Here is a 25,317-nt window from a genome sequence, read left to right on the forward strand (position 1 = left end):
CGAGGCTACGGCCCGCCCCGTGCGTCGCAGGGGCGGGCCACCCGCTACTCTGCGGTCGTGTCGGAGGCTGACTCGGCCGCAGCTCCGCCATCCGCATCCGGAGCAGCGCTGTCATCGGCTGGCGCAGCTGTCGCGTTGCGGTTCTGCTGGAGCGCATCCCGCACCTTCTTGCGCAGCACCTTCCCGATGAGCGACTTCGGGAGCTCCTCCCACACGACGTAGGAGCGAGGGACCTTGTGCTCCGAGAGTCGCTCGCGAACGAATGCGCGGGCCGCCGCCTCGTCGAACGTCGCCCCCGCGTCGAGCACCACCACCGCGGTGACCGCCTCAGCACCCCCACCGCGCTTGATTCCGACGACGGCAACCTCGGCGATACCAGGGATCTCGGTGACGACCCGCTCGACCTCGGAGGGCGACACGTTGAAGCCGCCCGTGATGATGAGCTCCTTCTTGCGGTCGACGACCGTCACGAATCCATCTTCGTCCTGCACGACCAGATCACCGGAGCGCACCCAGCCGCCCTCGATGAGCACCTCAGCGGTCTCCTCGGGGCGGTTCCAGTACCCCTGGAAGGTCTGCGGCCCCCGGATGAGCAGCTCGCCGACCTCGCCGAGCGCCACCTCCGTGCTCGGGTCGCTGGGTTCGGTGACCTTGATGTGCGTGGACGGGAAGGGGATGCCGATGGTGCCGGTCTTGCGCTTGTCGGTGAAGGGGTTCCCGAGCGCGACGGGGGAGGTCTCCGTGAGGCCGTAGCCCTCGACGAGCTGCCCGCCTGCGACAGCCTCCCACCGGTGCACGATGCCGTCGTTCAGCGTCATCGCGCCGGAGATCGCGTAGATGACGCCGGAGAGGTCGAGCTTGCCGTCCTTCGCGACGCGAGCGAGCCGGTCGTACATGGGCGGGACGGCCGGGATAAACGTCGCCGGCGACTTCTTGGACGCCTCGATGACGAGCTCGGGGTCGAACGTCGGGAAGAGCACGGCCTTCGCGCCGACGCTCACGGAGTAGATGACCGACAGCAGCACGCCGAAGGCGTGGAACATGGGGAGGACGCCGTAGATGGTCTCGTTGCCTGCCGTGAACTCGGGCATCCACGCCGCACCTTGGCGGGCGTTGGACCACAGGTTGCGGTGCGTGAGCATGGCGCCCTTGGGGTTGCCGGTCGTCCCGCTCGTGTACTGCAGGCTCGCGAGATCCTCCGGTCCGGGCGTCGGGATGCTCGCGTCGAGGAGCTGCTGCTTCGCGAGCTTCTCGAACGGCACCGTCCCCGGAGCCTTGGCGCTGAGCTTGGCGCGCGACGCGCGTGCCTTGGCGATCGGCAGGCGCAGGAGCAGCTGCGTCTTGAGTGGCATGCCCTTCGTCACATCGACGGCGATGACGTGGCGGATGCCGAGGCTGTGGGGGAGGGACTGCACGGTCGGAGCGGCCTTGTCCCAGGCGATGACGATCTCGGCGCCGTGGTCCTCGAACTGAGTCCGGAGCTCGTCGCGCGTGTACAGCGGGTTGTGCTCCACGACGACGGCGCCGAGGCGCAGCACCGCGTAGAAGGCGACGACGTGCTGCGGCGCGTTCGGCATGATGAGCGCCACCCTGTCGCCTCGCTTCACCCCGATGCGGCGGAGGCCCTGCGCGAACCGCAGCACCTGGTCCTGCAGCTCCGAGAAGGTCGTCTGGGCGCCGAAGAACTCGATCGCGGGCTTGTCCGGGAAGCGCTCGGCGATCTCCGCCAGCATGTCTGGGAGTGATCCTGTGGGGACTTCGATGTCCTTCGGGGTTCCGGGTGCGTAGAAGGCGGTCCAGGCGCGAGACTCGTTCAGCTGCATGCGCAGAGTCTATTCGCGCAGAGCGTCCAGCAGATGTCGGTGGGGCGACGCACAATGGATGCATGACCAGGAAAGACATGGGGGCGCGGCAGACGGGTGCGGCGTCCGACCGCGACGCGTCCGCGAGCATCCTCCATGTCGACATGGACGCGTTCTTCGTGGCCGTCGAGCTGCTCGAGCGGCCCGATCTTGTCGGCAAGCCGGTGATCGTCGGCGGCACCCGGGAGCGAGGCGTGGTGTCGAGCGCCAGCTACGAGGCGAGGGCCAGGGGCGTACGGAGCGCCATGCCGATGCATCAGGCGATCGCCCGCTGCCCGGAGGCGGTGGTGCTGCAGGGCAACATGGGGAAGTACCGTGACGCCTCGCAGCAGGTCATGGAGATCTTCCGCGAGTTCACGCCGCTCGTCGAGCCGCTCTCGATCGACGAGGCTTTCCTCGACGTGTCCGGCGCGAGCCTGCTGTTCGGCTCGCCGGGTGAGATCGCGGCGAGCCTTCGCGCGCGGGTCAAGGCGCAGACGGGGCTGACCTGCTCCGTGGGCGCCGCATCCACCAAGTTCGTGGCGAAGCTCGCCTCCGGCAAGTGCAAACCGGACGGCATGCTCGTGATCCCGCACGAGGAGACGATCCCGTTCCTGCACCATCTGCCGGTCGGCGCGCTCTGGGGTGTGGGCGAGAAGAGCGAGGCGAAGCTGCGCGGAATCGGCATCCACACGGTCTTCGATCTCGCGCACACGCCGGCGCCCGTGCTGGAGCGGGCAGTCGGCAAGGCTGGGGCGGGCAAGCTGCACGCGCTCGCGTGGGGGAGGGACGAGCGGGGAGTGGAGGAGGCGAGCCGTGAGAAGTCGATCAGCCACGAGCAGACGTTCCTGGAGGACGTGACCGACTTCGTCTTCCTGGAGCGCGAGGTGCGGGCTCAGGCGGATGCGGTGGCGACGCGCCTGCGTCGCGCGGGGTTGCAGGCGCGCCAGGTCGGCATCAAGCTGCGCTGGTCCGATTTCTCGACGATCACGCGCTCGCACACGCTCGCCGAGCCCAGCGATGTTGGCCACTCGCTCTACCTCGCCGCGCGGGAGATGCTGCGCGCGGCTCTCGTGCCGCCCAGGCCGGTGCGCCTCATCGGCGTGCGTGCTGAGCGGCTCGTGGAGGCGGGGAGCTCGGGGCAGCTGTCGCTCTTCGGGGCGGAGGAGGACGACGACTGGGAGGCGGCGGAGCGCGCCGTCGACCAGGCGGTCGCCCGCTTCGGGAAGTTCGCGCTTCGACCGGCCTCGCTGCTCGGCCGCGGGGAACGCAGCGACGGCACGGTCGGCATCAGCGAACGTGCGAACCGCAAGCAGGACGAGGCCCCGAACCAGCACTGAGACAGCGGGCTCTGCCGGGTGTGCGTGCCTAGGACGCCGCCTTTGCGCCGCTTGTCGTGGTGGCGCCCGCCTCTCGTGCAGCGATGCGGGCCTGCACCTCGGGGCGACGCAACGGGGGCACGGTCTTCGGCGGCTGGCGCCGTTCCGGGAGGTCTTCAAGGAGGTGCTCGGTGATGTGCGCGATCTCGCGGACCGCCTTCTCGAAGGCCTCGCGAGTGCGCGCGGTCCGGTGCGTGATGCCGGAGACCTTGCGCACGTACTGGCGGGCGGCGGCTTCGATCTCGTTGTCGTTCGCGGCTGGTTCGAGCCCGCGCAGCTCTGTGATGTTTCTGCACATGCGCGTCAGGGTACGCCGAGGCGCTGCGATCACCAGGCGAACAGCGCCCCGCTCCGGTCTTCCCCGCCCCGGTTCGGGCTCGGTTCGCGGTGCGCGTGTCCAACTTCAGTGCAAATTCCGGCGGTTGTGCCGGTTTCTGGTCGGCTGCGTCCGAATCCGCACTGATGTTGGTCAGCGCGGGCCGCCGCCGACTCTGCGGCGCCCCGGGCTCGCGGAGCGGCGTCCCGGTCCCGGTCTCGGCGGTGCGCCGGTCCGCCCCGCCCGGCCGCGCGCTCCGATTTCGGGCTCGGTTCGCGGTGACCGTGTCCAACTTCAGTGCAAATTCCGGCGGTTGTGCCGGTTTCTGGTCGGCTGCGTCCGAATCCGCACTGATGTTGGTCAGCGCGGGCCGCCGCCGACTCTGCGGCGCCCCGGGCGGGCTATCGGAGTTCCCGCCGGCACCTCCGGGTAGCCGGTCAGAAGCTAGCTGACGCGAAGAACGGCGGCGCTCTCACCTGGAAGGCGGAGCGGGACGGCGGACGCGCCCACCGGTGCGCCCGTGACGGTGCCGGTGGTCTGGCCGAGCGTGGCCCGTGCATCCGTGGAGAAGAGCACCTCGGTGGCTCGGTCGACTCGCAGCTCCCGCTCGTCTGCCGAGAAGTTCACGGCGATGACGAGACCGCCTCGCGTGATGACCAGCGTGCCGTCTTCCTGCGACGCCTCGACGCTGCTCGCATCGATCCAGGGCGTCGTGATGTCCGCCTCCCGCCTGCGGAGTGCGATGAGCTCGCGGTAGGTCTCGAGGAGCTGGGCGTGCTCCGGCTTCTCGAGCTCGCTCCAGTCGAGCTTCGACCGCTCGAACGTCGCGACGTCCTGCGGGTTCGGAACGACGGCGGCGTCCCAGCCCATGCGCGCGAACTCGCCGATGCGGCCCTCGGTGGTCGCCTTTGCCAGCTCCGGCTCCGGGTGGGAGGAGAAGAACTGGAAGGGGGTCGTGGCGCCCCACTCCTCGCCCATGAAGAGCATGGGGGTGAAGGGCGAGGTCAGCTCGAGCGTGGCCGCGATGGCCAGCTGGCCGGGGGAGAGCGTCGCCGTCAGGCGGTCGCCGATGGCCCGGTTCCCGATCTGGTCGTGATTCTGCGACGAGACGACGAGCCGCCAGGCGCGCGTGTGAGCCGGCATGGGGCGACCGTGATGGCGACCTCGGAAGGTCGACAGCGTGCCGTCGTGGAAGAACCCCTTCTCGAGCACCTTCGCGAGGGCATCGAGACCCTCGAAGTCGGCGTAGTAGCCGCTGGTCTCCCCGGTCAGGTTGACGTGCACGGCGTGGTGGAAGTCGTCCGACCACTGGGCGTCGAGCCCGTAGCCGCCCGCTTCGTCCGACGTGATGAGGCGTGGGTTGTTGAGGTCGGACTCGGCGATGAGGGTCAGCGGGCGACCGACGTGCGCTTCGAGCTCGTCGACGTCCCGGGCCAGCTCCTCGAGGATGTGCACGGCTCGGTCGTCGATGAGGGCGTGGACGGCGTCGAGCCGGAGCCCGTCGACGTGGAAGTCACGCAGCCACATGGCCACGTTGGCGCGGATGAACGCGCGAACCTCGTCGGAGTTCTCCCCGTCGAGGTTGACGGTGTCGCCCCACGCCGTGGCGTGGTGATCGGAGAGGTAGGGCCCGAACTTGCCCAGGTAGTTGCCGGAGGGGCCGAGGTGGTTGTAGACGACGTCCTGGATGACGCCGATGCCACGCTCGTGGCAGGCCTCGACGAAGCGCTGGTAGGCGGCCGGTCCGCCGTAGCCCTCATGGACGGCGAACCAGTCGACGCCGTCGTAGCCCCAGCCGTGGGTGCCGCTGAACGCGTTGACGGGCATGACCTCGACGAAGTCGACCCCGAGCTCCTGCAGGTGGTCCAGGCGGTCGATCGCCGAGTCGAGCGTGCCCTCGGGGGTGAAGGTGCCGATGTGCACCTCGATGATGACGGACCCCGCGAGCGGGCGGCCGGTCCAGTCGCCGTCCACCCACGGGTGCCGGTCGGGGTCGAAGGTGCGCGAGAGGCCGTGCACGCCGTCCGGCTGCCACCGCGAGCGGGGGTCCGGGATGGGGGTCGTGTCGCCGTCGACGAGGTAGCCGTAGTCGTGGGTGTCCTCGTCGAGCTCGAGCGCCGTGTCCGGTACCCACCAGTCGCCGTCGGTGCGCCGCATCGGCAGCTCGGTGCCGTCGAGGTGCAGGGTCAGCGTCTCGGCATGTGGTGCCCAGACGTCGAAGCGGGAATCGCGCACGGGAAAAACTCCTTGGTGGGAAGCGAGGTGGTGTGGCTGCGGGTGTCGGCTAGGACCTGGCGAGCAGCGCCACGGGGTACTGCTGCAGGAGGGCGGCGAGCGGGACATCCTTGCCACCCGTGAAGACGGCGGCGGTGAGCTGGTCGATCCATTCGCCCTCGGGGAGGGGGATGGTCGTGCCGATCCATCCGCCGCCCTGCTCGAGGCCGATGGGGAGGCGCGTGCCGATCGTGATGGCACCGCCCCGCGAGAACGCGAGTGCGTGCTCTGCCGCCGGCCCGTCGGCGGTGATGCCCTCGTACTCGGTGAAGAGCTCCGGTCGGCTGCGGCGCAGGCGCAGGCAGGCCGCGGTCACGAGCAGCTTCGCGGCACCGGAGTCGTCGATCGCGGGGACCGCTCCGTGCAGGATCGCGTCGAGCGCCGCAGTGCGCGACGAGTAGTCGACGCTCTGCCGGTTGTCGGGGTCGACCAGCGTGCGCGTCCACAGTTCCGTGCCCTGGTAGACGTCGGGGATGCCCGGCATCGTGAGCTGCACGATCTTCGCGGTCAGCGAGTTCGACCAGCCCGCCTCCTGCGTCTCGGCGACGACGTTCTGGACGACGTTCGACGCGACGGGGTTGTCGAAGACGGCGTCGACGGCCGCGTGCAGCTGCCCCTCGAACGTCTCATCCGGGTTGGTCCAGCTCGTGTGCAGGTCGGCCTCGCGCGCGGCCTTCTCGAGGTAGTCGGTGAGGCGCTCGCGGGATGCTGGCCACGCGCCGACGATCGCCTGCCAGGTGAGCTGCGCGAACGCGTTGTCGTCGATGGGGGCCACGTTCTGGAGCTCGGCGACGCTCTCCGCCCAGAACTCGGGGACCTCGCTGAGGGCGGTGATGCGGGCGCGAGTGTCCTCGCCGCGCTTCGTGTCGTGGGTCGACAGCGTGGTCATGGCGTCTGGCCAGTCGCGGGCGCGTGCCGTCTGGAGCTCGTGGAACCGCTCTGGGGTGATGGAAAAGACGTTCGGGTCGCCGCCGACCTCGTTGAGGGAGGTGAGGCGTGCGTAGCGGTAGAACGAGCGGTCTTCGACGGCCTTCGCCATGATCATGCCGGTGGTCTGCTGCAGGCGCAGCGCGGCCTCGGCCTCTGGCGCCTCGAGGAACGGCAGGACGCGGGCGATCGACGCCGCGAGATCCGGTCGCTGCTCGGTGGCGGCCTCGGCCGCATCGGTGAGGTGGTTCGCGCCCGTCGGAAGGTAGCTGCGGTACACGCTGAAGTGGGCGGCGATCTCGGCGACGGAGTCCTCGATGAGGTCGTCTTCGAGACCCGTCGCGCGCAGTTCTCTCGCGATGCGGCGGATCTCGGCGTTCAGTGACACGTCGGCCACGGCGCGCTTCGCCTCGTGGATGAGCTGCTCCCAGTCGACGGGGTCGCCGTCTGCTCCCGCCGCGAGCTCGTCGAGCGGCTCCTCGGCGTCGGCGTCGACGAGCACCCGGTCGATCTGGCCGAGCGCGTCGTAGCCGGTCGTCCCTGCCGTGCGCCAGTCGGCGGGCAGCGCCTCGTCGCCCTCGAGGATCTTCTCGACGAGCACATACGCTCCGCGCGTTCGGTCGGCGAGGTGGCGCAGGTACCCGCCCGGGTCGCGGAGTCCGTCCGGGTGGTCGATCCGGAGCCCGTCGACGAGGCGGTGACGCATCCAGTCGAGGATCTCCGCGTGAGCTTCCTCGAACACCTGCTCGTCTTCGACGCGGATGCCCGCGAGCGAGGTGATGGTGAAGAAGCGGCGGTAGTTGAGGCGGCTGTCGCCTTGGCGCCAGTGGATGAGCTGGTAGTGCTGGTTGTCGAGCACTTCCCGCACCGATGCGCCTTCGGGGGCCGAGCCTTCCGCGAGCGGGTACTCGGTGGAGTGATAGCGCAGCACGCCGGCCTCGGTGTCGACGGTCACGTTGCCGATCGCGTCGCCCCGCTCCCTGGGCATGTCGTCGTCGCCCACCGTGGGGATGAGGAGCTTGCCGCCGCCCGCCTCCCAGTCGATGTCGAAGGACTCGGCGTGCGCGGCCTGCTGGCCGTGCGCGAGCACATCCCACCACCACGGGTTGTCGCGCGGTGTGCCGACTCCCATGTGGTTCGGGACGATGTCGACGAGCACGCCGAGGCCCAGCTCGCGGGCCTTCGCGGAGAACCGCTCGAGCCCCTCGCGCCCGCCACGTTCGTCGTCGACCTTCGAGGGGTCGACGACGTCGTAGCCGTGCGTGCTGCCTGGGGTCGCCTGGAGGATGGGCGAGAGGTACACCCATCCCACGCCGAGCCGCTCCAGGTAGGGCAGCTGCTCGGTCGCGGCGTCGAGGTCGAACTCCGACGTCAGTTGGAATCGGTACGTGCTGGATGGGATGCGCATCATGGTCTCCGTGGCGCGAGGTGCTTCTGAGATGGCTCTGGCGGGGTCAGCTGCCGAGGGGCGGCCGCGTGATGATGGGGATGGGGGTGGTCATCGCGGCGACGGAGGCGGCGACCGAGTGGTCTGGCTTCTCGTTGAGCTCCGCTTCGCGCAGCACGACGAGCGAGCGCGGCTCGAGCGGGATGGTTGCTCCCGGCTCGACGGCCTCGAGGTCGGTGTGCATGCCGGAGGTGTCGATGACGATGTCCCAGTGGGAGGTGATCTCGACGCTCGGGATGGTCGCCTCGACGACTGTCTCGCTGGCGTTGAAGTAGACCATGAAGCTCACATCGGTGATCTCCTCGCCCCGCTCGTCGCGCCCGGCGATGGCGTTGCCGTTGAGGAACATGCCCATCGACTTCACGAACTCGGCGTTCCAGTCTTCGGATGCCATCTGCGTGCCGTCGGTCGAGAGCCACACGATGTCGGGCAGCGCGGATCCTTCGGCGCGCTCCTCGACGCGGCCGTTGAAGAAGCGGCGTCGGCGGAACGTCGGGTGGTCGGCGCGCAGCTGCGCGACGGCACGCGTGAACTCGACGAGTGGCTCGTCGGCGTTCTCCCAGTGCACCCAGCTGATCTCGCTGTCCTGCGCGTACGTGTTGTTGTTGCCGTTCTGGGTGCGCCCCAGCTCGTCGCCGTGGAGGAGCATGGGCACTCCCTGGCTGAGCAGCATCGTCGCGATGATGTTGCGCTGCTGCCGGGCGCGCATGGCGTTGATCTCGGGGTCGTCGGTGGGGCCTTCGACGCCGAGGTTGTAGGAGCGGTTGTGGCTCTCGCCGTCGTTCCCGTTCTCGCCGTTGGCGTCGTTGTGCTTCTCGTTGTAGGAGACGAGGTCTCTCAGCGTGAAGCCGTCGTGGGCCGTGACGAAGTTGATGGAGGCGAAGGGGCGGCGTCCGGAGTGCTCGTAGAGGTCGGCGGATCCGGTGATGCGGCTCGCGAACTCGCCGAGCGTCGACGGCTCGCCTCGCCAGAAGTCGCGCACGGTGTCGCGGTACTTGCCGTTCCACTCCGTCCACTGCGGTGGGAAGTTGCCGACCTGGTAGCCGCCGGGCCCGACGTCCCACGGCTCTGCGATGAGCTTCACCTGCGAGACCACCGGGTCCTGCTGCACGAGGTCGAAGAAGGTGGACAGCTTGTCGACGTCGTGGAGCTCGCGGGCGAGGGTGGAGGCGAGGTCGAAGCGGAAGCCGTCGACGTGCATCTCGGTGACCCAGTAGCGCAGCGAGTCCATGATGAGCTGCAGCGAGTGCGGGTGGCGCATGTTGAGCGAGTTGCCCGTGCCCGTGTAGTCGGTGTAGTACCGCTTGTCGTCTTCCTCGAGCCGGTAGTAGGCGGCGTTGTCGATGCCGCGGAAGCTGAGGGTCGGGCCGAGGTGGTTGCCTTCTGCCGTGTGGTTGTAGACGACGTCGAGGATGACCTCGATGTTGTTGGCGTGCAGTGTGCGCACCATCGACTTGAACTCCTGCACCTGCTGGCCTGCCGTGCCCTGGGAGGCGTAGTCGGCGTGCGGGGCGAGGAACGAGATGGTGTTGTACCCCCAGTAGTTGCGGAGGCCCTTCTCGATGAGGGTGCTGTCCTGCACGAACTGGTGCACGGGCATGAGCTCGATGGCGGTGACGCCGAGGCGCTTGAGGTGCTCGACGATCGCGGGGTGCGCGATGCCGGCGTACGTGCCGCGGATCTCCTCTGGCACATCCGGGTGCAGCTCGGTGAGCCCCTTGACGTGCGCCTCGTAGATGAGGGACTCGTTGTAGGGGATGCCGGGCTTCCGGTCGCCAGCCCAGTCGAAGTAGGGGTTGATGACAACGCCCTTCATCATGTGGGGCGCTGAGTCGAGGTCGTTGAACGAGTCGGGGTCGCCGAAGTTGTAGCTGAAGAGCGACTGGTCCCAGTCGATGTCGCCCGTCGTCGCCTTCGCGTACGGGTCGAGGAGGAGCTTCGCCGGGTTGCAGCGGCTTCCGTTGATCGGGTCGTAGTCGCCGTGCATCCGGTAGCCGTACTGCTGGCCGGGCTGCACGTGAGGGAGGTAGGCATGCCAGACGTGCGCGTCCTGCTCGTAGAGCCTCACCCGCTCCTCGTTGCCGTCGTCATCGAAGAGGCACAGCTCGACCTTGTGGGCGGCCTCGCTGAAGATCGCGAAGTTGGTGCCACTTCCATCGAACGTCGCTCCGAGGGGGTAGGCATTTCCGGGCCACGTTTTCATGCACGCTCCTATTGCTTCATCGAAGAACATCGCGTGTGGATGCAGGCACTAAAGCTACCAAAGGGTGGGAGCGCTCTCGCCCGCGAGCACACAGGACTTCTCCTGGTTGGCAGGCATGTCGACGACCTACGCTGGCCGCATGACGAACCTCACACAGAACCTCACGGACTCGGTCAAGAAGCTCGGCGTCACACTCGCCTACGGCGAGAAGGTGGAACTCGGCAAGTCCACGATCCTTCCGGTCGCTCTCGTCTCGTACGGCTACGGCGGTGGTGAGAGCGCTGAGGAGGGTCAGGAGAACTCGTCGGGCGGCGGTGGCGGCGGCATGGCCGTGCCGGTCGGCGCGTACGTCGATGACGAGTTCGGCACGAGCTTCCGTCCGAACATCATCACGCTGCTCGTCGTGTCGATTCCGCTGGTGTGGACGGTCGGGCACGCCCTCCCACGCCTCATCAAGGCGCTCAAGAAGTAGCTCTGGCGGCGGTACGGCCTATACTTGGGGTGTTCACGGGAGTCCGGTAGTCCGGGCTGAGAGGAAGGCTCAAGCCTTCGACCGTCAAACCTGATCTGGGTAATGCCAGCGCAGGGAGGCACATCTCCGAGCAGGGTCGCCCACGGCTCTGCGCCCGTGCACTTTCACTCGAAAGGGCACACAGCATGACAACTTCCTCGACTCCATCTCCGACTGCGGCAGCGCAGGTTCCGGCTCAGGCGAAGGCGCCGAAGAGCCGCTTCCGCTGGCGGGTCATCGACATCGTCACGGCCGCCGTTCTCGGTGTCGCGACGGGCCTCATCTTCATCTTCTGGAACAGCGTCGGCTACCTGTGGTTCACGACGATGGACGCGTTGACGCCGGGCTTCGGCGGCATCGCGGTCGGCATCTGGCTGCTCGGCGGCGTGCTGGGCGGGCTCATCATCCGCAAGCCGGGGGCTGCGCTCTTCGTCGAGGTGCTCGCGGCGTGCGTCTCCATGCTGCTCGGCAGTCAGTGGTCGATCGAGACCGTGTACTCGGGTATCGCGCAGGGCCTCGGTGCCGAGCTCGTCTTCGCGCTCTTCCTCTACAAGCGCTTCGGTCTGAGCGTCGCGATGCTCGCAGGCGCGGGTGCCGCCGTCGCCGCGTGGGTGCTCGAGCTGTTCCTCAGCGCGAACATCGAGAAGGGCCCTGAATTCCTGACGATCTACCTCGTCGCCGTCGTGGTCTCCGGTGCGGTGCTGGCCGGAGTCGTCGGCTGGCTGCTCACGCGAGCGCTCGCCGCGACCGGCGCGCTGAACCGCTTCGCGGCGGGCAGAAGCGCGAAGCGAATCGGCTAGCGTTCGTGGGCGCGAGAGTCGAGGCGAGGGGGTGGGGCTGGCGCCACGCCGACCGGGCGAAGCTGGCGGTCAGCCAGCTCGACCTGACGATCGAGCCCGGAGAGGCCGTGCTGCTGCTCGGGCCGTCGGGGGCGGGCAAGTCGACGCTCCTGGCGGCTCTTGCCGGGGTGCTCGGCGACCACGAGGACGAAGGTCAGGAGCTCGGCTCGCTGCTGGTCGACGGCAGGCATCCGACGGATGCGCGCGGCGCGGTGGGGCTGGTCCTGCAGGATCCGCAGGCGAACACGGTGCTCGCCCGAATCGGCGACGACGTCGCGTTCGGCTGCGAGAACCTCGGTGTGCCGCGCGCCGAGACCTGGGTTCGGGTGCGCGAGGCGCTCGACGCCGTCGGGCTGCGGATGCCCCTCGACCGCTCCACCGCGCAGCTGTCCGGTGGTGAGCGCCAGCGCCTCGCGATCGCGGGCGTGCTCGCGATGCGGCCGAACCTCATCCTGCTCGACGAGCCGACCGCGAACCTCGACCCGGCCGGTGTCGAGGAGGTTCGCGAGGCGGTTGTGCGTGCCGCCGAGGTCACCGGTGCGACGCTCATCGTCATCGAGCATCGGGTGGATGTGTGGCGTTCGAGCGTCGACCGGGTCGTCGTACTCGGCACTGAGCAGCACCTGCTCGCCGACGGTGACCCCGACGTGATCCTGGAGGAGCAGCGGGAGTCGCTCCTCGCGGCGGGTGTGTGGATAGGCGGCCACGAACCCTCGGTTCCGCGGGGCGAGCGCGCCCCGGGGGAGGATCTGCTCGTCGCCGACGGCCTCGGGTTCGGGCGTGCCGACCATCCGCTGCACACGCAGTTCGGGGCAACGCTGCGGGCGGGGGAGTCGACGGTGGTGCTCGGGCCCAACGGCGCGGGCAAGACGACGCTGGCGCTGACGCTCGCTGGCCTGCTCAAGCCGGTCGCGGGCGACGTGCGTGCGAGCAGCGCCCTGCGGGAAGCTGGCGAAGACGCCGACCGTCGACGGAGTGGCTGGGCGCTCGGCAGGTTCCGCGCGGCGGGCCCGGTCGGCCCGCATCCGTCTGCCTGGCGATCCCGTCAGCTGCTGACGAGGATCGGCACGGTCTTCCAGCAGCCCGAGCACCAGTTCGTCGCGGGCACGGTGCGGCGCGAGCTCGAGGTGGGACCGGATGCGGTGGGGCGCGGCAGACGCGAGACGAGCGAACGCGTCGACGAGCTGCTCGCGGCGCTGCGCCTCTCGCACCTCGCGGAGGCGCACCCCTTCACGCTCTCCGGCGGTGAGCAGCGTCGGCTGTCCGTCGCGACGGTGCTCGCGACGGCCCCTCGGGTGCTCATCTTCGACGAGCCGACCTTCGGGCAGGACCGCAGGACGTGGACGGAGCTCGTCACGATCATGTCGCGCCTCGTCTCCGAGGGGCACTCGCTGGTCTCCGTGACCCACGACGAGCAGCTCGTGCGCGTGCTCGGCGACCAGCGCATCCGCATCGAAGCCCACGACCGCAAGAACGAGAAGGTGCCAGCATGAGCGGCAGCGGCGCGGGCGTCGCCTCGGCGGGTTCCCGCCCGGCATGGTGGTCGGCCACATCGCCCCAGGTCGACGCCGACGGCGTGCCGCTTGAGGTGCTCCCCGTCGGCGGACGGTTCCTCGACCGCGTGAACCCGGTCACGCCGTTCCTGGCGGCGGTGCTGTACTCGATTCCCCTGCTGACGACGCTCGATGTCGTCTCGGCGGCCGTCGCGCTGACGCTCTCGCTCCTCGCCTTCGGCGTCGCCGGCGTGCGCCCCATGGAGGTCCTGCGATCGAGCTGGATCCTCCTCATCGCCGCCCCCGTCTCCGCCACGAGCATGCTGCTGTACGCCAAGCCCGGCGGGGCGAGCTACGGGCAGTTCCTCTACGCGAACATCACCGACAACTCCATCCAGCTCGCGATCGCCGTCGGCGTGCGCGTGCTCGCGATCGGCGTGCCGACGCTCGTCGCGTTGAGCAGCATCGACCCGACGCGCCTCGCCGACGGACTGGCGCAGGTTGCGCACCTCCCGGCGAGGTTCGTGGTGTCGGCGCTCGCGGGCATCCGCCTCTTCGCCGTGTTCCGCGACGACTGGACGGCGATGAGCCAGGCGCGCCGCGCTCGCGGTCTCGGCGACTCGGGTGCCATCCGACGGTTCATGACGATGGCGTTCGCGCTGCTCGCTCTCGCGCTGCGACGGGCTGGGACACTCGCGACCGTCATGGAGGCTCGCGGCTTCGGCGCCGAAGACGTCACGCGCACGTGGGCTCGCCCCTCACGTCTCGGCTGGCGGGACCTCGTTCTCGTGCTTGCGGCAGTCGTCATCGCCGGCGCGGCCATCGGTGTGGCTGTCGCGGCGGGGTCGTACCGGCTCGTGGGCAGCGCGTGAGCGGGGTCGCGGTGCTGCTGGACCGCGTGCTGGCGGATGCCGGCGGCTCGCGCCCGGTCGTGCTCATCGACGGCGGGTCGGGCTCGGGCAAGACGACGCTCGCGGGGGAGCTGCTGGCGGAGTTCCGGGCGCGCGGCTTCGAGAGCGCGCAACTGGTGTCCCTCGACGACGCCTACCCGGGCTGGGGTGGCCTCGCTGCCGCCTCGCAGGCGGTGCACCGCGACATGCTCCGTCCCGAGCGGACGGGGCCTCCGCACCGCCCCGGCTATGAGAGCTGGGATTGGGCGGCGGATGCGCCCGGTCCGTGGCGCGAGCTCGACGGCTCCGCGCCGCTCATCGTCGAGGGCTGCGGTTCGCTGTCGCACGAGAGCGCGCCCCTCGCGACGACGAGCGTGTGGATAGAGCTCGACGAGGCCCACCGGAAGCCGCGGGCGCTCTCGCGTCCCGCAGACGTCGGCGTCTTCGAGGAGTTCTGGGAGATGTGGGCGGCTCAAGAGCGCGAGCACTGGCGACGCAATGCGCCGTTCCTGCTCGCCGACGTCATCATCGAGGCCGCGCCCGCTGCGTGACGGGGTTTCGCGGCGTCGCGAGGCGCTGTCAGCGCGGGCCGGCGCCCGTCTGGTCTGAGCTCTGCCGGGGGCGAGCACGCACGTAGCGCACGGTGAAGATCACGGCGAAGACCAGCCCCACCAGCGCCGCGAGCAGCCAGGTGCCACCGACGATGAGGCCGTAGACGGCGTCGTCGTAGTCGATGCTGGTGCCGGGACCAGCGTCGAGGGAGAGACCGGTGCCGATGCTGTCGGCGACCGGCCGCAGCAGGAGACCGGCGAGCGCGCCGACTCCCGTCGCGAGGGGGATCGCGAATGCCCACCCCCAGAGCACGGAGCCGAACGTCGGACCGGCCGCGCCCGGTGTGCGACGAGCGGCCTGGATGCTCCGCACCCCGAGCAGGATCAACACGACGAGGCCGGCACCTGCCGAGACGAACATGGCCCAGAACGCGAACGCCGACAGGAGCGCCTGCCCAGCCTCGACGAGCGGTGGGATGGGCCCGACGGCGTCGACCGTGATGCTCGCGGCAGCAAGGGCCGAGAGCAGACCGGTCACTGCCATCCAGAGCGCGAAGGCTGGTGCCGCCAGGACGAGGACGATCCCCCAGAGGAGGCGTCCTGGCCTGAGGGGACCGCGGGCTGGTGGCGTCTGCTGCATCCGGGAAGCGTATCGGGGTCGCGCGAGTCGGGAGGCTCTACGCCCAGCCGAGCTCGTGGAGCTGCGCGTCGTCGATGCCGTAGAAGTGCGCGATCTCGTGCACGAGCGTCGTATGCACCTCGTCGCGGAGCGTCTCCTCGTCGTCGCAGATCGACAGGAGCGGTTCGCGGAACAGCACGATGCGGTCGGGGAGCTCGCCGAAGCCGTACTGGCCGCGATCCGTGAGCGCGAATCCCTCGTAGACACCGAGCAGGTCGAGCGAACCGTCCTCTGGCCGGTCCTCGACGACGAAGATCACGTTGTCGAGGCCGTCGACCATCTCGTCCGGCAGCTCATCGAGCTCGTCGACGACCAGGACCTCGAAGTTCTCCCGCGACATCTCCATCCGCTCATTGTGTCGCAGGGCGGCTGGACGGGGACCGGCGGCGGCTAGACCTGCGCCGAGGCGTGGTCGTAGGCGAGGGGGAGGAGCTCGCGTGCGACCACGCTGATCAGGCCGTCAGGCCCGGGAAGGATCACCCGAATGTCGGGGTAGTGGTCGGCGAGCACCTGGCGGTCACGCCCGCAGGGGCTCATCACCCCGCGGCCGTGGTTCGCGACGGCGACGATGTGCGTCAGCTCGAGGGCACCAGCGGCGCGGGCCGAGCCGAGCGCCACCAGCTCGGCGCAGGGTCCGCCCGTGAAATGGTGCAGGTTCACGCCGACGTGCACCCGGCCGTCCACCGCGCGCACGGCAGCCCCTACCGTGTGGATGCCGTCCTCATCCGGCCCAGCATCCGTCGTCGCATCGATCGTCGACCGGGCGGCTTCGACGAGCTCGATCTCGCCTTCCGAGACGGGCCGGGCGGATGCGAGTTCGAAAGCGGTCATGACGCGAGCCTACGAGGTGTCGTCGTGAGGGTCTCCTGGCTCGATACGCGCGCTCCTCGCTAGGGTGCCCCTGTGACCGATGCCGAATTCGCCCGCCCGCAGGAGTGGCGAGCTGCGCACGCCGCCGCCATGGTCGGCTGGGACTTCTCCGCCCTGGACGGGCGCATGACCGCCGACGAACCCCGCTGGGACTTCACCGCCGAGTGTCGTGCCGCGATGGCGTCTGCGACCCGCATCGCCGACCTCGGCACGGGAGGCGGCGAGCGACTCATCGAACTCATCGGCGACCTCGGTGCCGCCGCCGAGTCCCTGGCCATCGCGGCAACCGAGGGATGGGAGCCGAATATCGAGATCGCGAGGCGGAACCTGGCGCCGTTCGGTGTGGGCGTGCACCGCTACGACTCCGAGGCGGGTGACTCCCTGCCGTTCGAAGACGCGTCGCTGGACCTCGTCGTGTGCCGCCACGAGTCCTTCGACGCCGGGGAAGTCGCCCGTGTGCTCGCGCCGGGCGGGCGGTTCCTGACCCAGCAGGTCGACGGACGGGAAGCGCACGAGCTCCGGGAGTGGTTCGGCGGCGACCCGCTGCACGACGACGTGACGCTGGCGAACGCGAGCAGCGAGGTGGCAGCCGCCGGGCTCCGCATCGAGCTCGCCGACGAGTGGACCGGGCGGATGACGTTCGCGGATGCACGTGCGCTGGTCGAGTACATGGCCCTGGTGCCGTGGGATGTCCCAGGCTTCGAGGTCGACGCCAACATCAGCACGCTGCGTCGCCTCGACGCAGCGCGGCCCATCGTCGTCACGCAGCGGCGGTTCCGGCTGGCCGCAGTGCGCGACTGAGCTGCTCGACGCGCCGGCGCGTCCGCGCTCGCTGGCGTGGTGCGACCCGGCCCGCGAGAATGGGGCCATGATCGACGTCTTCGGGGAGACCCTGACCCATGAGACGGTCGCGCAGTTCGCCTTCTGGGGCATGGTCCTCGGCGTCGGAATCGTGCTGCGCATCGTCCGATCGGTGCGGCCGCGCCTGCTCAACCGCACGCGCTGGGGAGTGCTGGCCGCCGCCATCCTCCTGCTCCTCGTCGCTCTGAGCATCGTGAGCCTGTCTGCCTCCGTCGTCCTCTCAGTGGAGTCGAGCTTCCTCCTCGTCGCGCTGGGGGCATCCGGCGCCGGTGCCCTCGTCGCGCTCGCGGCCTTCTCCCTGCTCGAGTTCATCGCGCCCAAGCGGCGGCGCGACCTGGTTGCGGCTCCCGCGGGCGCTCCGCAGCGCTGACACCTCACGGGGGAGCGAGGCGACCTCTTCTGCATCCACGTCCTAGGATGCTCGCGTGTACGTCAAAGTGTGTGGCCTGGATTCTGTCGAGTCGGCGGCGGTTGCCGTCGAGAGCGGAGCCGACGCGGTCGGCATCGTGATGAGCCGCACGAGCCCGCGCAGGCGTTCTGCGGAGGAGGCCGCGAAGATCTTCGGTTCCGTTGCCGCGGGCGTCGATCGGGTGCTGGTCGTGCACGACATGCCGGCCACGGATGCCGCCGAGATCGCGGGAACGATCGGCGCGAACGTGCTGCAGTTGCACGGCTCCTACTCGGGCGATGAGGTTCGAGCTGCCGGCACGATCTTCCCGCGGATCTGGCGAGCCACCTCGCTCGCCGACGACCCTGAGCTGCGCGTCGGGGCGTTCGGTGAGGAACTCCTGCTGCTGGATGCGCCGAAGCCGGGGTCTGGCGAGCGCTGGGACCTCTCGGAGCTGGTGCGTCGTCGCCCCGAGGGGCGCTGGCTGCTGGCAGGCGGCCTGCACCCGGGGAATGTGGCAGAGGCGATCGGCGAGGCGGGGCCCTGGGGCGTCGACGTGTCGAGCGGCGTCGAGTCGAGCCCGGGCGTCAAGGACCACGCCCGGATCCGCGCCTTCGTGGAGTCAGCGAAGCACGCCGGCTGACCGCTCGTGGCCCGCGAGCAGCTGTGCAAAATGTGCGACGAACGGGAACCCATCGCCGAATCCGGCGTGCCTGCGTCGTCTGAGCTCTGAAGCTGGTCAGGGGTGCGGTGGGTCGACCTCCGCGAACTCCGCCTCCAGGTCGGCGCCCGCGGCGGCGAGGTGGTCGAGGACGGTTCGCACGGCGAAGCGTGCCTGACGGTCTGGACGGGCGATGGCGACGATGCTGCGCACGGATCGCACGCCGTCAAGTGGGCGCAGCACCACCCCTGGGCGCGGGCGAGTCGTGAAGCGCGGCAGCAGTGCGAGCCCCGTGCCGGTTGCGACCAGTGCTTCCACGAGCCGGTTGTCGCGGAGCCGCTGGACTCGGTCGAGGTTGGTGCTCGTGGCGTTCTCGACGGCGATCAGGATGCTGTCGAACGGGTAGCCGACGGGCACACCCACCCAGGTGGTGCCGAGCAGATCGCCAGGGACGAGGTGGCCGAGGTGCGCCAGCGAATGCTCCGACGGCAGGGCGACGTCGATCGGCTCCCGGGCGAGGACTCGCGTGTGCAGGTGCTCTGCCCCGCGCGGGACGTCTCCCGTGAGGCTGTGCCCGATGACGATGTCGGCGTCGAGGGTTCGCGCTGCGTACTCGGACTCGGCGAGGTCGAAGTCGTCGAGGTCGAGCTGGATCGCCGACCCGGCCGTGCGTCGGAGGAGGCCGGGGACAAGCGCTTCGCTGGCGCTCGGGAGCGCGCCGATCGAGACGGTGCCGCTCGGCTCGCCGAGGCTCGCCTCGAGCTTCGCCTGCACCTCGGCGAGCGCCCGGCCCACGTCGTCGGCGCCGTCGGCGAGGATCCTCCCGGCGGCGGTGAGGCGCAGCCCTCGGGAGAACGGCTCGACGAGGCTGGCGCCGAGCTCCCGCTCTGCGGTCCTCAGCTGCTGCGAGAGGGCGGAGGGGGTGCGGTGCGTGGCCTCGGCCACCGCCGCGAGTGTGCCCCGCAGCGACAGCTCACGCAGCAGCTCGAGGTGGCGGAATTCCATGTAGGGAGCCTACAGTTACCGGTCATGGATCATCACTGGTGCTTCAGGGTGGGGGCGCCGCACACTGATCCCGTGCCTCCTCGCCATGTCGCCCTCGCCTGCCTCGTCGCAGTTCTCTGGGGCGTGAACTTCCTCGCCATCCACGCCTCGCTCGAGCAGTTCCCGCCGTTCTTCCTCATCGCCCTGCGCTTCGGGCTGCTCGCGATCCCGACGATCCTGTTCATCCCGCGCCCGAACGTGAAGCTGCGGTGGCTCGTCGGGTACGGACTCGGCTTCGGCACCCTGCAGTTCGTCGGGCTCTACCTCGGTATGGCGGCGGGCTTCCCCACGGGGCTCGCGTCGCTCGTGCTGCAGATGTCGGCGCCGTTCACCGTCCTGCTCGGCGCGATCTTCCTCAGAGAGAAGCTCACGACGCGTCGTGTCATCGGCATCGCGGTCGCGGTTGCCGGCCTGCTGCTGGTCGGCGTCGCCCGTGGCGGCGCCGGAAGCTGGTGGCCGTTTGTGCTCGTGGTGATCGGCGCGTTCGGCTGGGCCATCGGCAACATCTCGAGTCGACTCGCCGAACCGCCGAAGCCCCTGCACCTCACGATGTGGATGGCCGTGGTGCCTCCCATCCCCATGCTCGCCGTCTCTCTGCTCGTGGAGGGTCCTGAGCAGATCTGGGCGTCGCTCGCGACGGCGTGGACCTCCGCGGCGGTTCCCGCGTGGGTTGGGCTCGTCTACACGATCGTGCTCGGCACGGTCCTCGGCTCCGGCATCTGGGTGTGGCTCATGAAGCGCCACCCGGCGGGTGTGGTCGCACCGTTCTCGATGCTCGTCCCCGTGGTCGGCATATCGACAGCGTGGCTCGTGCTGGGGGAGCGGCCCGGCCCGCTCGAGCTCGTCGGCGGTGCGATCGTGCTCTTCGGGGTTCTCTGGGCGAGCCGCATGCCGGCCACAGCGCTCGTGCCGGCCCCCGAGCCGAGTGTTCTGGAGCCACCCGTCGCCGAATCGCCGCTGACTGAACCGCCTCTCCCCGACTCGCCGAAACTCGAGGCCCCCGCGCCTCGCTAGAAGCACGTGGGAGGCGCAGGTTCCCGGCACTGGGCATCTGCATCTCCCGCGTGGATGCGGCCGGACTGTCTCCGCACAGACCCGGCCCAACGGCGAAGGCCCCGAGTTCCCCAGCACTTGCAAGTGCAGGGGAACTTGGGGCCTTCCAACATGGGGTGAGTAACGGGGCTTGAACCCGCGGCCTCCTAGACCACAACCAGGCGCTCTACCAGCTGAGCTATACCCACCATGTCTGTCGCACGCGTGCTCTCGCTCGCCTGCGACTACGAGAGTCTATTACAGATTTTGGGCGAAGTCGTTCACCACTTCTGCTGCGACCTCTCGAAGCTCCTCGCTGGTCGGTCCGGGCTCGGGCACGAGCACCGCCTTGCGGTAGTACTTGAGCTCGCGGATCGACTCGAGAATGTCGGCCTTCGCGCGGTGGCCGCCGTCCTTGTCGGGGGAGTGGAAGTATACGCGGGGGAACCAACGGCGCGACAGCTCCTTCAGCGTGGAGACGTCGACGTTGCGGTAATGGAGGTGCTGGTCGACCTCCGGCATGTACTTCGCGAGGAACATGCGATCGGTGCCGATGGTGTTGCCCGCGAGCGGCGCCGTGTTGGGCACGGGGACGTGCTTCTTCAGGTACGCGAGCAGCTGCGCCGTCGCGGTCTCGAGGCTCGCGCCGTTGGGGATCTCCTCGATGAGCCCGGACGTGGTGTGCATCTGCGTCACGAACTCGCCCATGTTGGCCATGGCTGCGTCACTCGCCGAGATCACGATCTCGAAGCCCTCGTCGAGGATGTTCAGGTCGCTGTCGGTGACAAAAGCGGCGACCTCGACCAGCTCGTCGATGGACGGGTCGAGGCCTGTCATCTCGCAGTCGATCCAGACGAGACGTTCCTGAGCAATAGGCATGAGGGACATCGTAGTGATTCCCCGCGTTTCGCGGCGGCCAGTGCACCCTTTCGTGGCCCGCTATGCTGGCTGGGATCGCGCCCCAGTAGCTCAGTGGATAGAGCAACGGCCTTCTAATCCGTCGGTCGCAGGTTCGAATCCTGCCTGGGGCACTCATTGTTGCCTGTCTCACCGGTCTCGAGGAGATCGCGTTCGGTGCGCTCGTAGCCGGGGCCGTGGGCTTCCTCCTCAGGCGCATACGCCCCGAGGAGCTCGTGGCGGCGATCCTCGCCGTTGACCCCGGGGACGCCGTGGTGTCTCCGCGCACGTGGTGGCGGGCCGAGCGGTGGTCGCTCGGACTCTCAGAAGAGGGAGTTGACGAGCACCCCGCCCACACCACCGGCGAGCATGGGGAGGAGCGCTGCGATACCGAGTGCCGCCGCCGTTGCCGCCGCCAGTCGGGGCTGTCCAGGCCGGAGGCAACCAATGACTCCGAGGACAGTTGCAACTATGGCGAGCACGATGACAGGCACCCGCAGCAGCGTGAAGATCTCTGCGACGTTGAGGGGCAGCTGGTACGCAGCATCGGGGACCAAGGGTGTGAGACCGGCAGCGATCGTTTGAGCGACCACAAGTGCCACTGCAACGACGAGGGCCGCGCGTCCGATCGGATTCCGGGCAGGCGCGCGAGAGTCCGCGCGGCGAGTGGAACTGGGACCTGGCATCGAAACCGCTTCTTCGGTCATTTCGCAAGTATGGCAGGGCAGCGTTGTCGAAGGCGTCCAGTACAGGCTTCATCCGCCGCTGGACGCCGATGGCGTTTCTTTGGACTCTCGACGCTGAGGAGGCCCTCGCTCGTGTGTGTTTCCCTGCGCGATCAAGCCGAGTCTGGCAAAAACTCGGCGTTCGCATGATGCCTGGGGCGATCAGCAGAAGCGGTGCAAGTGTGAGAATGGGCGCGTCTCTTCGGGCCAGCAGCTGCCTGGAAGGGCATCCGACATAACCTGTCGGTCGCAGGTTCGAATCCCAGGCACCCTTCTCCGCAGCTCCTCGGCCCGGCCGACCTCGATTCCGGAGGCACTCTCGTGAACGTCACCCCACTCTCTCCCCAGTTCGTGCGCGGCGCCGCGGAACTCGAGCAGACCGACCGGGGCGTTCGGCCCCACCGGCTGCCCGAGGTCGTCCGGTCGCAGTTCCCGGATCCGCAGCTGCTCCTGGTGGAGGCTCAGCCCTCGGGTGTTCGCGTGGTCTTCGATACGGCAGCCGCGAGCGTCGCGCTCGAGCTGCACCCCACGAGATCCGCCTACGCCGGCATCGAACGTCCTCGCGGGCGCGTCGATGTCTTCGTCGACGGCACGCGGCTCGTCAGCGACGAGCTGACGGGTGGCGACGCCGTCGAGGTCGACCTGCAGACCGGCGCGACGTCGTTCCACGCGGGCGCGACGCACACGACGACGATCTCGGGGCTCGCGGCGGGCGAGGTGAAGCGAGTCGAGTTCTGGCTTCCGCACAACGAGTCGGTCGAGCTGGTCGAGCTGCGCTCGGACGCACCGCTTGAGCCGGTCACGTCGGCGGGCCCGGTGTGGCTGCACCACGGCAGCTCCATCAGCCACGGTTCGAATGCGTCCGCGCCGAGCGACATCTGGCCGGCCGTCGCGGCCCGCCGCGCTGGCGTCGAGCTCCTGAGCCTCGGGCTCGGCGGCAGCGCGATGGTCGACCCGTTCCTCGCCCGCGTCCTGCGGGACACGCCCGCGGACTTCATCAGTGTGAAACTCGGCATCAACGTCGTGAACGTCGACGCGATGCGCATTCGGGCGTTCGTGCCCGCCGTCCACGGCTTCCTCGACACGATCCGTGACGGGCATCCAGACACCCCGATCGTGCTCATCTCGCCGGTCTTCTGCGGCATCCACGAGCACACACCAGGCCCTGGCGCGCTCGACCCGGAATCGCTCAGGGTCGGACGCGTGAAGTTCCTGGCCACGGGCACCCCGGGGGACGAGTCGCAGGGGCGTCTCACCCTCAGCGTGATCCGGCGCGAGCTCGCCTCGCTCGCCGAACGCCGTGCTGCCGACCCGAAGCTGCACTTCCTCGAGGGCACCGAGCTCTACGGCGAAGCGGATGCGGAGCTGCTGCCGCTTCCCGACGACCTGCACCCTGGTCCCGAAGCCCACCAGCTCATGGGCGAGCGCTTCGCGGCATACGCGTTCTCACCCTCCGGTCCGTTCCGGCCGTCGGCCTGAGCGCAGCAGGCGCGTCTCCGAGGTGCGCCTGGCACGATGGAGCATGCCCTCTCGACTGCGGATGATCTTGGACGCGCTCACGCTCTCCGAACGCGATGCGCCGGTCAGGTCGCTGGTCGAGGCGTTCGGGGCCGCCCCTGCCTGGGTGTCCGAGGTGCTGGTGGGGGAGCCGGCCGTGCGGTCACGGCGGCTGCGGTTTGCCTCTGGTGGGGAGCTGATCCTGCAGGACGACGCGCTCGTCGCCGTGATCCTGCACACGGTGCCCACCGCCCACTCGCCATCGGCGATCGACCTGTCCGAGTGGCTCGAGGGCGCCCACAACGCGGCGACGCTCGACGACCTCAAGAAGGTCATCGCCGGACGCCGCCGCTTCGCCGGGCTCGGTACCCCCTACTTCGAGCTCGACGACGGATACGCGCGGGCGGAATTCCGCGACCGCCGCGGCTGGAATGACCCAGGCAACCTCGTTGCGCTCGTCTTCACACTCGAGCAGCCGGGCCTCGTCGTCCGCCCTGAAGACGATCTCTGCCCCAGCTGCAGCGGCCTCATCGTGCGCGACCGGGCTGGCGCCTGTGACCTCGAGCGCACCATCGACGCAATCGCGGAGGCGCTCGCGGCCGGCCTCCTCCAGGAGAGCGCCAGCTGGGTGCGCCTGTCGGATCTTCGCCCCCTCCACACCTCCGGCCTCATGAAGCGGGTCGAGAGTCAGCTGACCTGCCTGACGTGCCGCCGCATCCTGTGCGTCACGCTCGTTCGTGGCGGCACCCCGGTCGTGAGCCACCTCGCGCTCGACCAGGCGCGGCGGCACCGGCTCGGCGCGATCCCGCCGGTCGAGCAGTGGGGCGACGCGGCACGCATCGCGGAAGAACGAGACGCCATGCGCTACGTCGACCACGAGCCCGGGCGCTGGTTCCTCGTAGCGCAAGGCGAGCGCCTGTACCTCGACGCGAGGTACGTGGTGACGAACATGGTCGACGACTCCGCCCTGATCTGCCTCGACGAGGACGAGCTCGAGCAGTACCGCCTCGCGGGTCATGCGTACCTCACCGAGCTCGCGGAGCGCATCCACAACGGGTCGCCCCACCGTGAGACCTCGCCCTACTTCTCCCGTGATCTCCGGCGAGGTCCGGAGGGTGCCGCCTATCGCGAGGCGGTGAGTAGGGCCATCGTCAATCACACGTGGCTGGCGGGGCGCCGCCAGCACGGCTAGCTCGCCGCGCCGTCGGCCGCGGTCTCAGAGCTTCGCCAGCACGGTCGGGATGAGGATCGGCGCGTTGATCAGGAAGTGGAGGAGCATCGTCGCGACGAGGTTGCGACGGATGAGGGTGAACGCGACGAGCGCCAGGGTGCCGACGAGCTGATGGAACAGCCAGCTCGGCCCGAAGAACACCACGTGGGGCGCGATGAAGATCACGAGGCTCACCGCCGCGCCGATCCACCGCGAGTGCAGGAGCGATCCGAGGCGCTCCTGCAGGTAGCCGCGGAAGGCCACCTCCTCCGTGACGGCGGCGGTGACGATGAGCAGCAGGACCCCGGCGATGCTCATGCTCGTGATCGTGGCGACACCGCTGTTCTCCTCCTGCGGGGCCACGAGGCTGGCGATCCAGGACCACGCCATGACGCCCCCGAAGGCGTAGAAGGCCCACTCGATGTCCTTGCTGGTGGGCTTCGTGATGAGCAGCGAGGCAAGCCCCCGACGCTCGCCCCAGAGCACGAGTGCGATCAGGAGAAGCGCCCCGAGCCATTTCCAGGCGTTGCTCGACGCGGGACCCACCATTCCCAGTCGCAGGTCGATGCCTGCCAGTTCCGGAACCGGAGGGCCGTTGTAGACGACCCAGAACAGCAGGAGGCCCCCGAGGAAGATCCAGCCGTCACGCGCCCGCGGCTCGAACGTCGGCGTGCCGATGCCGCCGCGCGCTGCGGGCCGGTCGACTCGCTCCTCCGTCGTTTCGCTCATGCTCTAGAGTAAACACTCTAGAGTGAACGCTCTACATCGGTTTCGAGAAGGTG

Annotated in this window: 24 protein-coding genes, 2 tRNA genes and 1 riboswitch; of the genes, 13 read left to right on the forward strand and 13 right to left on the reverse strand. The window is 69.3% G+C overall.

Annotated features, from left to right (window positions below; all coding sequences use genetic code 11):
- Window positions 1-44: 44 nt before the first annotated feature.
- Entirely contained in the window at window positions 45-1,823 is a 1,779-nt protein-coding gene (locus C5E10_RS06600) for a long-chain-fatty-acid--CoA ligase (RefSeq protein WP_104330957.1), read from the reverse strand.
- A 62-nt stretch (window positions 1,824-1,885) separates the two neighbouring features.
- On the opposite strand from C5E10_RS06600, the gene C5E10_RS06605 reads away from it, so the two are divergent.
- A complete protein-coding gene (locus tag C5E10_RS06605; protein ID WP_104330958.1) occupies window positions 1,886-3,181 on the forward strand; it encodes a DNA polymerase IV in 1,296 nt (431 codons plus the stop codon).
- A gap of 28 nt (window positions 3,182-3,209) precedes the next feature.
- Here C5E10_RS06605 and C5E10_RS06610 read toward each other — a convergent pair whose 3' ends face one another.
- The 4 genes from C5E10_RS06610 to glgX form a co-directional block, all read right to left on the reverse strand.
- Window positions 3,210-3,518, reverse strand: a complete 309-nt coding sequence (locus C5E10_RS06610; protein WP_104330959.1) for a DUF2277 domain-containing protein — start codon at window positions 3,516-3,518, stop codon at window positions 3,210-3,212.
- A gap of 462 nt (window positions 3,519-3,980) precedes the next feature.
- Window positions 3,981-5,771 (reverse strand): malto-oligosyltrehalose trehalohydrolase, encoded by a 1,791-nt coding sequence (treZ, locus tag C5E10_RS06615; RefSeq protein ID WP_104330960.1) that lies wholly within the window; start codon window positions 5,769-5,771, stop codon window positions 3,981-3,983.
- A 49-nt stretch (window positions 5,772-5,820) separates the two neighbouring features.
- Window positions 5,821-8,148, reverse strand: a complete 2,328-nt coding sequence (gene treY / locus C5E10_RS06620) for a malto-oligosyltrehalose synthase (protein ID WP_308471707.1) — start codon at window positions 8,146-8,148, stop codon at window positions 5,821-5,823.
- A 43-nt stretch (window positions 8,149-8,191) separates the two neighbouring features.
- Window positions 8,192-10,387 (reverse strand): glycogen debranching protein GlgX, encoded by a 2,196-nt coding sequence (gene glgX, locus C5E10_RS06625; RefSeq protein ID WP_104330961.1) that lies wholly within the window; start codon window positions 10,385-10,387, stop codon window positions 8,192-8,194.
- Window positions 10,388-10,526: 139 nt separating this feature from the next.
- Between glgX and C5E10_RS06630 the strand changes: the two genes are divergently transcribed.
- From C5E10_RS06630 to C5E10_RS06650, 5 genes are all read left to right on the forward strand, one after another.
- Window positions 10,527-10,859, forward strand: a complete 333-nt coding sequence (locus C5E10_RS06630) for a hypothetical protein (protein ID WP_104331015.1) — start codon at window positions 10,527-10,529, stop codon at window positions 10,857-10,859.
- 24 nt (window positions 10,860-10,883) lie between these two features.
- A riboswitch (TPP riboswitch) is annotated at window positions 10,884-10,993 on the forward strand.
- A 51-nt stretch (window positions 10,994-11,044) separates the two neighbouring features.
- Window positions 11,045-11,698 (forward strand): ECF transporter S component, encoded by a 654-nt coding sequence (locus C5E10_RS06635; protein ID WP_104330962.1) that lies wholly within the window; start codon window positions 11,045-11,047, stop codon window positions 11,696-11,698.
- A gap of 5 nt (window positions 11,699-11,703) precedes the next feature.
- The gene (locus C5E10_RS06640; RefSeq protein WP_104330963.1) at window positions 11,704-13,230 is read left to right on the forward strand and encodes an ABC transporter ATP-binding protein; all 1,527 of its coding nucleotides are present in this window, start codon (window positions 11,704-11,706) and stop codon (window positions 13,228-13,230) included.
- Window positions 13,227-14,102, forward strand: a complete 876-nt coding sequence (locus C5E10_RS06645) for an energy-coupling factor transporter transmembrane protein EcfT (RefSeq protein ID WP_104330964.1) — start codon at window positions 13,227-13,229, stop codon at window positions 14,100-14,102. Before C5E10_RS06640 ends, C5E10_RS06645 begins: the two co-directional genes overlap by 4 nt.
- Window positions 14,099-14,671: a cobalt ABC transporter gene (locus C5E10_RS06650; RefSeq protein WP_104330965.1), complete on the forward strand. Its 573-nt coding sequence runs from the start codon at window positions 14,099-14,101 to the stop codon at window positions 14,669-14,671. Before C5E10_RS06645 ends, C5E10_RS06650 begins: the two co-directional genes overlap by 4 nt.
- A 28-nt stretch (window positions 14,672-14,699) precedes the next feature.
- Here the strand turns inward: C5E10_RS06650 and C5E10_RS06655 are convergent, their stop codons facing one another.
- Genes C5E10_RS06655 through C5E10_RS06665 form a run of 3 tightly spaced genes read right to left on the reverse strand, consistent with a single transcriptional unit; the run spans window position 14,700 to window position 16,181 of the window.
- On the reverse strand, window positions 14,700-15,311 hold the full coding sequence (locus tag C5E10_RS06655; RefSeq protein ID WP_104330966.1) for a hypothetical protein: 612 nt from the start codon (window positions 15,309-15,311) through the stop codon (window positions 14,700-14,702).
- Window positions 15,312-15,348: 37 nt separating this feature from the next.
- Window positions 15,349-15,696, reverse strand: coding sequence for a metallopeptidase family protein (locus tag C5E10_RS06660; RefSeq protein ID WP_104330967.1), 348 nt, complete (start codon window positions 15,694-15,696; stop codon window positions 15,349-15,351).
- 44 nt (window positions 15,697-15,740) lie between these two features.
- A complete protein-coding gene (locus C5E10_RS06665) occupies window positions 15,741-16,181 on the reverse strand; it encodes a cytidine deaminase (RefSeq protein WP_104330968.1) in 441 nt (146 codons plus the stop codon).
- 72 nt (window positions 16,182-16,253) lie between these two features.
- Between C5E10_RS06665 and C5E10_RS06670 the strand changes: the two genes are divergently transcribed.
- The 3 genes from C5E10_RS06670 (at window position 16,254) to C5E10_RS06680 (ending at window position 18,112) form a co-directional block, all read left to right on the forward strand.
- The gene (locus C5E10_RS06670) at window positions 16,254-17,021 is read left to right on the forward strand and encodes a class I SAM-dependent methyltransferase (protein WP_258071023.1); all 768 of its coding nucleotides are present in this window, start codon (window positions 16,254-16,256) and stop codon (window positions 17,019-17,021) included.
- Between the two features lie 67 nt (window positions 17,022-17,088).
- Window positions 17,089-17,451: a hypothetical protein gene (locus tag C5E10_RS06675; protein ID WP_104330969.1), complete on the forward strand. Its 363-nt coding sequence runs from the start codon at window positions 17,089-17,091 to the stop codon at window positions 17,449-17,451.
- 55 nt (window positions 17,452-17,506) lie between these two features.
- Window positions 17,507-18,112 (forward strand): phosphoribosylanthranilate isomerase, encoded by a 606-nt coding sequence (locus C5E10_RS06680; protein ID WP_104330970.1) that lies wholly within the window; start codon window positions 17,507-17,509, stop codon window positions 18,110-18,112.
- Window positions 18,113-18,208: 96 nt separating this feature from the next.
- Here the strand turns inward: C5E10_RS06680 and C5E10_RS06685 are convergent, their stop codons facing one another.
- Complete coding sequence (locus tag C5E10_RS06685; protein ID WP_104330971.1) at window positions 18,209-19,135, reverse strand: LysR family transcriptional regulator; 927 nt, start codon at window positions 19,133-19,135, stop codon at window positions 18,209-18,211.
- A gap of 72 nt (window positions 19,136-19,207) precedes the next feature.
- On the opposite strand from C5E10_RS06685, the gene C5E10_RS06690 reads away from it, so the two are divergent.
- Complete coding sequence (locus C5E10_RS06690; protein WP_104330972.1) at window positions 19,208-20,188, forward strand: EamA family transporter; 981 nt, start codon at window positions 19,208-19,210, stop codon at window positions 20,186-20,188.
- A gap of 151 nt (window positions 20,189-20,339) precedes the next feature.
- Here the strand turns inward: C5E10_RS06690 and C5E10_RS06695 are convergent.
- Window positions 20,340-20,415: transfer RNA gene (locus C5E10_RS06695), tRNA-His, on the reverse strand.
- A gap of 49 nt (window positions 20,416-20,464) precedes the next feature.
- Window positions 20,465-21,085, reverse strand: coding sequence for an oligoribonuclease (gene orn / locus C5E10_RS06700; protein WP_104240789.1), 621 nt, complete (start codon window positions 21,083-21,085; stop codon window positions 20,465-20,467).
- Window positions 21,086-21,164: 79 nt separating this feature from the next.
- Here orn and C5E10_RS06705 point away from each other — a divergent pair.
- A tRNA-Arg gene (locus C5E10_RS06705) sits at window positions 21,165-21,237 on the forward strand.
- 189 nt (window positions 21,238-21,426) lie between these two features.
- Here C5E10_RS06705 and C5E10_RS06710 read toward each other — a convergent pair.
- On the reverse strand, window positions 21,427-21,660 hold the full coding sequence (locus tag C5E10_RS06710) for a hypothetical protein (RefSeq protein WP_104330973.1): 234 nt from the start codon (window positions 21,658-21,660) through the stop codon (window positions 21,427-21,429).
- Window positions 21,661-22,149: 489 nt separating this feature from the next.
- On the opposite strand from C5E10_RS06710, the gene C5E10_RS06715 reads away from it, so the two are divergent.
- Window positions 22,150-23,307 carry a GDSL-type esterase/lipase family protein gene (locus C5E10_RS06715; protein WP_104330974.1) on the forward strand — a complete coding sequence of 386 codons (1,158 nt, stop codon included), beginning with the start codon at window positions 22,150-22,152 and terminating at the stop codon, window positions 23,305-23,307.
- A 43-nt stretch (window positions 23,308-23,350) separates the two neighbouring features.
- Window positions 23,351-24,517 carry a hypothetical protein gene (locus C5E10_RS06720; protein ID WP_146080183.1) on the forward strand — a complete coding sequence of 389 codons (1,167 nt, stop codon included), beginning with the start codon at window positions 23,351-23,353 and terminating at the stop codon, window positions 24,515-24,517.
- A gap of 24 nt (window positions 24,518-24,541) precedes the next feature.
- Here the strand turns inward: C5E10_RS06720 and C5E10_RS06725 are convergent, their stop codons facing one another.
- Complete coding sequence (locus C5E10_RS06725) at window positions 24,542-25,264, reverse strand: CPBP family intramembrane glutamic endopeptidase (protein ID WP_104330976.1); 723 nt, start codon at window positions 25,262-25,264, stop codon at window positions 24,542-24,544.
- Window positions 25,265-25,317: the final 53 nt, after the last annotated feature.

This window comes from Pseudoclavibacter sp. RFBG4, assembly GCF_002931515.1.
GTDB lineage: Bacteria > Actinomycetota > Actinomycetes > Actinomycetales > Microbacteriaceae > Pseudoclavibacter.